The organism is Calditrichota bacterium (assembly GCA_014359355.1).
Taxonomy (GTDB): domain Bacteria; phylum Zhuqueibacterota; class Zhuqueibacteria; order JANLFK01; family Oleimicrobiaceae; genus Oleimicrobium.
The window spans coordinates 1-5,809 of sequence record JACIZP010000080.1; the positions used below are offsets into that span (position 1 = coordinate 1).

The 5,809-nt window shown below is 60.5% G+C and carries 7 protein-coding genes; all 7 read right to left on the minus strand.

The window, feature by feature from the left end:
• The coding region (locus H5U38_03535; GenBank protein ID MBC7186088.1) for a hypothetical protein at positions 1-365 on the minus strand (365 nt) is incomplete at its 3' end.
• A gap of 12 nt (positions 366-377) precedes the next feature.
• On the minus strand, positions 378-998 hold the full coding sequence (locus tag H5U38_03540) for a flagellar basal body-associated FliL family protein (GenBank protein MBC7186089.1): 621 nt from the start codon (positions 996-998) through the stop codon (positions 378-380).
• Between the two features lie 36 nt (positions 999-1,034).
• Positions 1,035-1,763, minus strand: coding sequence for a flagellar motor protein MotB (locus H5U38_03545; GenBank protein MBC7186090.1), 729 nt, complete (start codon positions 1,761-1,763; stop codon positions 1,035-1,037).
• Positions 1,760-2,566, minus strand: coding sequence for a motility protein A (locus tag H5U38_03550; GenBank protein MBC7186091.1), 807 nt, complete (start codon positions 2,564-2,566; stop codon positions 1,760-1,762). The genes H5U38_03545 and H5U38_03550 overlap by 4 nt, the downstream gene beginning before the upstream one ends.
• 91 nt (positions 2,567-2,657) lie before the next feature.
• Positions 2,658-4,643, minus strand: a complete 1,986-nt coding sequence (locus H5U38_03555; protein MBC7186092.1) for a flagellar hook-basal body complex protein — start codon at positions 4,641-4,643, stop codon at positions 2,658-2,660.
• Positions 4,644-4,724: 81 nt separating this feature from the next.
• Positions 4,725-5,120, minus strand: a complete 396-nt coding sequence (locus H5U38_03560; GenBank protein ID MBC7186093.1) for a flagellar protein — start codon at positions 5,118-5,120, stop codon at positions 4,725-4,727.
• 30 nt (positions 5,121-5,150) lie between these two features.
• The coding region (locus H5U38_03565) for a hypothetical protein (protein MBC7186094.1) at positions 5,151-5,809 on the minus strand (659 nt) is incomplete at its 5' end.

A 5,809-nucleotide genomic window follows, 5' to 3' on the forward strand; every position in this document is an offset into this window, starting at 1 on the left:
ATGAGCAAGACCATGTTGGGGCTGATCTCAAGCATGCCTTTCCCTTCTAAGGTCGGCAAGGAGAACACCCACACGCAATCGGGGTCGGGCAACGAGTCGACGAATTCCGCAAAGGCAAACAGGTTCACGCCCATGAAACGCACGTCCACTACCGTACGCAGCAAGGTGGTCAGGTAGGTAGAGAGAGCACGGGCGAAGTTTTCGTGAATAGTCTGGACGCCACGCAGCTGGTCCTTGGTGAGACGACCCGGGTGCTTGAAATCATAAGGAATCGCCTGCTTGGTTCGGCCGCGGATCGCTTCTTGAACAACACCCTGCACGCCTACGCGATGCCCACGTCGGGGATGACCGGTTCCTGGTACCATGCCTTTCGCCGCCTATTGGATGACGTACTTGGTGAAGAGCACCCGCGTAACCTTCCCGGTGCGTAGCAGTTCGTTAACTGCCACGCGGATCTCCTCCCGCAAGGCCTCTCGGTTTTCCGAGTTGGAGTACCACCACACGCCCTTTTGAGAGAGAAGAGTGTTTAGGTTGTCTTGGATGAGCGGCAACTTCTGTTCGATCTCCTTTTGCGTCTCTTTGGTGTCCGAGATGAAAACCAGCGACAGGACCAGGTAGCGTTCCCCGCCGGAAAACGCAGGATTAATCACCAGGTCCTCGAGAGCGAACACGGATTCGATGCGCATGTCCGCCAGGGACTGGGGCATAGACTCTCCAGCAACCGGGCGAGTCTTTTTGTCTTCCTTGGCAGGCTGCACGGTCTCTTGCTTCACCTGGGGTGCGGCCGCCCGCTTCTGCGCCGCCGGGAGAACCACAAACATCATGATGCCATAAGCGAGGCCCGCTTGCAACCCCAACAGTCCCAAACCTATGAGCAGCTTGGCCACCAGGCCCTTTCCTTTCCCGGTCTTGGCAACCTCGCGTTCGGCCTCGCCGTCGGCGCGGGCCCTGCCACGCTGCTCGATGATCAACTCATCGCCGCCATCGGGTACGTTCATGGTCCCTATTTCCCTCGCTACCGATTCTCAACCAGGCTACTTCAAGCCACCCTCGCTTCCGTAAGTGGACTCCCAGTTCAGGAAGATTTCCACTCGTCTGTTTTTCGCACGATTCTCAGGCGTGTCGTTGGGAGCCACGGGGCGGTTTTCTGCGAACCCGGCCAGCCACACCCGGGTGGGATCGAGTCGTTCCTGATAGACCAGATGTTCCACTACAGCCAGAGCGCGCGCCGCCGAAAGGTCCCAGTTGGATTTGTATGGGCCGCCGCCTGTGGGGGAGTCGTCGGTGTGCCCTTCCACCCGCACCTCGCAGTTGATCTCCCGCACCATTTCCGCGATGTCGTGGAGAATCTGGTGAGCCGCCGGCTTGAGCTTCACCTGACCAGATTCAAACAGCAAGGGATCGACGATGCGGAAACGCACGCCAGTGGCAAGCAGAAAGACCTCGACTCCTGCGATCTCTTTCGCCTGCAGGGTCACCATCTTCTTGCCGGGCATGTTGATCACCAACAGGTCCTTTTTCATGACGGAGCGATCTACGGTCGACGGCGTCGAGGTCTTCACCACCCTGCGACCTTCTTCCTCAGAAAGCACACCCAAGGAGCCACGCAACGAGCCCATGGCCTGTTTGAACTTGACCAGTTCGACAACGGAGTACGAAACAATAAGAATGAAGAAGCAAAGAAGCAGCGACATCATGTCACCGTAAGACATGATCCACGGTGCGCCCATTGCTTCCTCTTCTTTCTTTTTCCGCGCGATCATGCTGCCGCCTTCTGCTTGGCGCCGAGGCCCGCCTTCTCCAGCGTGTCGGCACTGCTGCGTAGTTGTGGCGCGAGGAACGCCAGAAGCTTCTCGTTCAGAATGCGCGGGTTGTCCCCTGCCTGGATGGAGGCGATCCCTTCAATGATGAGCTCTCGCTGCTGCACTTCCTGCTCCGAACGCGTCTTCAGCTTCCCGGCGATGGGCAGAAAGACGAGGTTGGCGAGCACCACTCCCCAAAACGTGGTGACCAGGGCTACGGCCATACCTACACCGATCTTGGTGGGGTCGTTGAGGCGCGACAGCATCGAGATCAGACCGATAAGGGTTCCCAACATGCCAAAGGCGGGAGCATAGCTCGCGCCTGCGTTGAAGATGCGCTGCCCCACGGCGTGCCGCTCCTCCAAGCTGACCAGCTCCGTGGTCAACAGGCTGCGCACCAGTTCGGGATCGACGCCATCGACCAACTGGCGGACCCCTTTCTTGAGGAATTCATCTTCAATCTTCTCCAATTCGGATTCCAGGGCCAACAGTCCCTCCATGCGGGCCTTGGCACTGAGGCGTACAAGCGTGGCGATGACATCGACATTCTCAGGCAGCTTGTGCATGAACGCCCGCTTGGCGACCTTGAGGACGCTCAGCACCTTGGCCATGGGAAAATTGATGAAAAGGGCCGCCGCTGTACCGCCCCAGACGATGAGAATGGACATCGGGTCCAGGAAGAACTTGGGGGCACCCCCGGTGGCGATGCTGAAGGCGATCATCGCAAAACCGAAGAGGATGCCGATTATGGTTGCAACGTCCATGTTCCTGCTACCTGTCTCCTGAGTCTATCACGGTCCGTCAATCACCTTGGAAGGCAGGGTGGGGCCTTGAGGCCCCACCCTCTCCTTCTGCTTACCGCTTCAGTCTCACGATTTCGTCCAGTATCGTGTCTGAGGTAGCAATCACGCGCGCGTTAGCCTGGAAGCCGCGCTGCGCGATGATCAGGTCGGTGAACTCAGCGGCCAGGTCCACGTTGGACATCTCCAACGCGCCTGGGGTTATGGTTGCGGCGATGGTGGTCCCTGCCGCTCCCTTCACCGCATTGCCGCTGTTGGCGGTCTCAAGGTAAAGGTTGTTGCCTGCATGCACCAAGCCCGCCGGATTGCTGAAATTGGCCAAGAGCACCTGGGCCAACACCTTAGACACGCCGTTGCTGAACTGGCCAGTGATCCGCCCGCTCTCATCCACGGCGATGGACTGCAGGTTGCCCATGCCGTAGCCGTTCTGCGACTTGGCTACGGTGGTCGACACCGACCTAAGTTGCGTGATGCCAGCAAAGCCGCTGCCCTGTCCGGCGTCGAGCGTTATGGTCACGGTGTCCGCGCCGTTACCGGGATTGAACGAGAGTGGCTGACCGTCATTGCTGCTGAACACCAACAGGCTCCCGTCCGCGTTGAAGCTCACCGTGCCCTTGCTCCCGGAAGTCGGGGTGATCTTTCCGTCGTCCACCACCACCTCCCAGGACCAGCGGTTCGGACTTGAAGGGGTGGAGATGTTCGTGAAAATCACCGCCAGGTTGTGCGTCTGACCTAAGCTATCGTAGACGTCGATGCTGGCCGTGTGTGTGCCGGCATCTCGGCCTTCCTGATAGACATTGAGCTGCGGTATGCGGAACACGCTGCCGGAGCCATCCGCGTCATCCAGCGTCAGGGACAGACTGGTCTGCGAACTAGCCGCGGTGTTGTCCGTCACCAGGAGTCGTCCCTCGCTATCCATGCTCGCCGTGGCACCGACCAACACGGCGTTAATGGCATCCAGCAGGTCCTGCACCGTGTCGCCGGCAGCATAAGTGTAGGTGCCGCTGGCTACGCTCCCGTCGGGATTGAGACCGGAAATCCTGATCTTGTCACCCGCGCTGAGGGCGGTTACCACCTGTGGCAAGGAGTTGATGGCGGTGGCGGCAGTGGTACCTGTGGCCGTGGTCGCCGGCAACTTGAGGTTCGTAGCGGCGTTACCACTGGCGGCTAATTGCGTGGAGCTTCCGCCGGTATCCACCGTGCGCAGTTGCACCACGCTGGCGCCTCCCACAGACCCTAACTCGGCGACGACCTCGCCATTTAGGGAGTTGTCCGCACGGATCTTGGCGTTGATTTCCGCCACAAGATCGTCCACCGAGGCGTAGGTGCCTGCGGTCAGAGTGAGCGACCTGGTCACCGTGCCGCCGGCGTCGTTGTCCACGGTGATGGTCAGCGTGTCGTTGGTGCCCGCGACGATGGTCAGGCTGGTGGGTGCGCCAGTGGCGGTGAGTACCGCGTGACTGGACAGGTCCCCGGCTAGGATCTGCGCCAAGGCCTGCGTGTCTGCGTCCAGGTTGCAGCTGAAGCTCACCAGCGTAGTAGCCCGTGCCGGCACCTTTTGCCCGAACGGCAACACGATGTTCTGGACCGGCCTGCTCGGCTCAATGTTGCCGTCGGCGTCTGCCATCACCCCCTGCAGCACGAAGCCGGTGCTGGGGTGGACCAGGGTGCCATTGGCGTCCACCTGGAAGGTGCCAGAGCGCGTGTAGTAGTGCAATGCGCCGTCGCTGACGATGAAGAAACCGTCACCTTGGATAGCCAGGTCGGTCATCACCCCGGTGGGCTGCAGGCTCCCTTGGGTGAAGACCGTATCAATGGACCCTATGGTCATGCCGGTGCCCACCTGCAAGGGATTCAGCCCTCCGGACTCTTCAGTCGGACGACTTGCTGCGCGCAACATTTGCGACAAGCTCTCTTGGAAAGTGACTCGGCCCGCCTTAAAGCCAACGGTGTTCACATTGGCAATATTGTGGCCGATGACGTCCATCTGGAGTTGATGGTTCTTCAACCCAGAGACCCCAGCAAAGAGTGAACGCATCATAGTGGTTGCTCCTTTCCTGTGTTTCGCTGCCTCAGTCGTTCAGCAGCGCAGGGCCTCCCCATTGGGGTCCAGCCCACTGGTTCATGCGATGACGGCACTGTCAATCTGGGTGAACACGCTGTCGCGCAGGTGCGCCTGATCGATGGCGGTAATCACCGTGCGCGTCGGCACGTTGACCACGAAGGCGACGCGATTCATCACTACCAGTGAGTCGCGCCCGCCTTTCTCCGCCACCTTACTCACCGCGCCACCAAGGGTCTCCACCTCCTGTGGGGTGAGCTGGATGTTGCGCAGCCGCAGTCGCTCCAGGGCGTGGAGGGAAAAGCGCACTTCCTCCCGCTTGCGCACCTCTTGCTCCAGCATTTGCGCAAAGGTGGAGCCTTGCGCGCGTTCACCTGGGGTCTGACGCTGGGCAGGCGACGGCTCCACGCGCCCTGGGCCCGCCAGCCGGTCGACCCCTTGCAGATACTCAGGCATTTCATCACCTCCTTTCGTTCCTTGTGCTGCTCAGCGCACCATCACCAGATCAGAGGGACTGACTTCCAGTCCATCGAGCAGGAGTTGGGCGCTGCCATTGTTGAAGCGCACCCCGGTCACCGTGCCCACCGTGTAGGGCGTTGCACTCACCTGCGCACCGCTCTCGTCCACGGCCTTCACCCGGAAGGAGTAGGCGCCACTGGCCACGCGCTGGCCCGTGCTATCCTTTCCGTCCCAGGTACACTCTTGGTCACCCCCTTGTTGCGCTGCAACCTGCAGCGTGCGCACCACCTGCCCGGCAGCGTCGAGCACTTCCACCGTGACCTGGGCAGGGCCTGCCACTGTGTAGTGGAGAGTGACCTCGCCGCTTTCGGGCACCCAAACCCTGCCGCCAGTGGCCCAGACTTCGCGATCCAAGAAACCGCTCATCACCGTGTTCTGCAGCGATTGCAGCAGGAGCGTGTTCGTCTGGCTATTGGCATTCATGTACCAGAGCTGTTCGAGACTGCTGAACTGCGCCAGCTGCGCGATGAACTCGGTGTTCTCCATCGGCTGCAGCGGGTCCTGGTAGCGAAGCTGCGTCACCAGCAGGTTCATGAATGCGTCCTTGCCCAGAGTGCCTCCCGGACCGCTCAGGCTATTAGTCACCGGCATATTCGCGCCCGTCACCGCTGAGACGTTTGCCATTC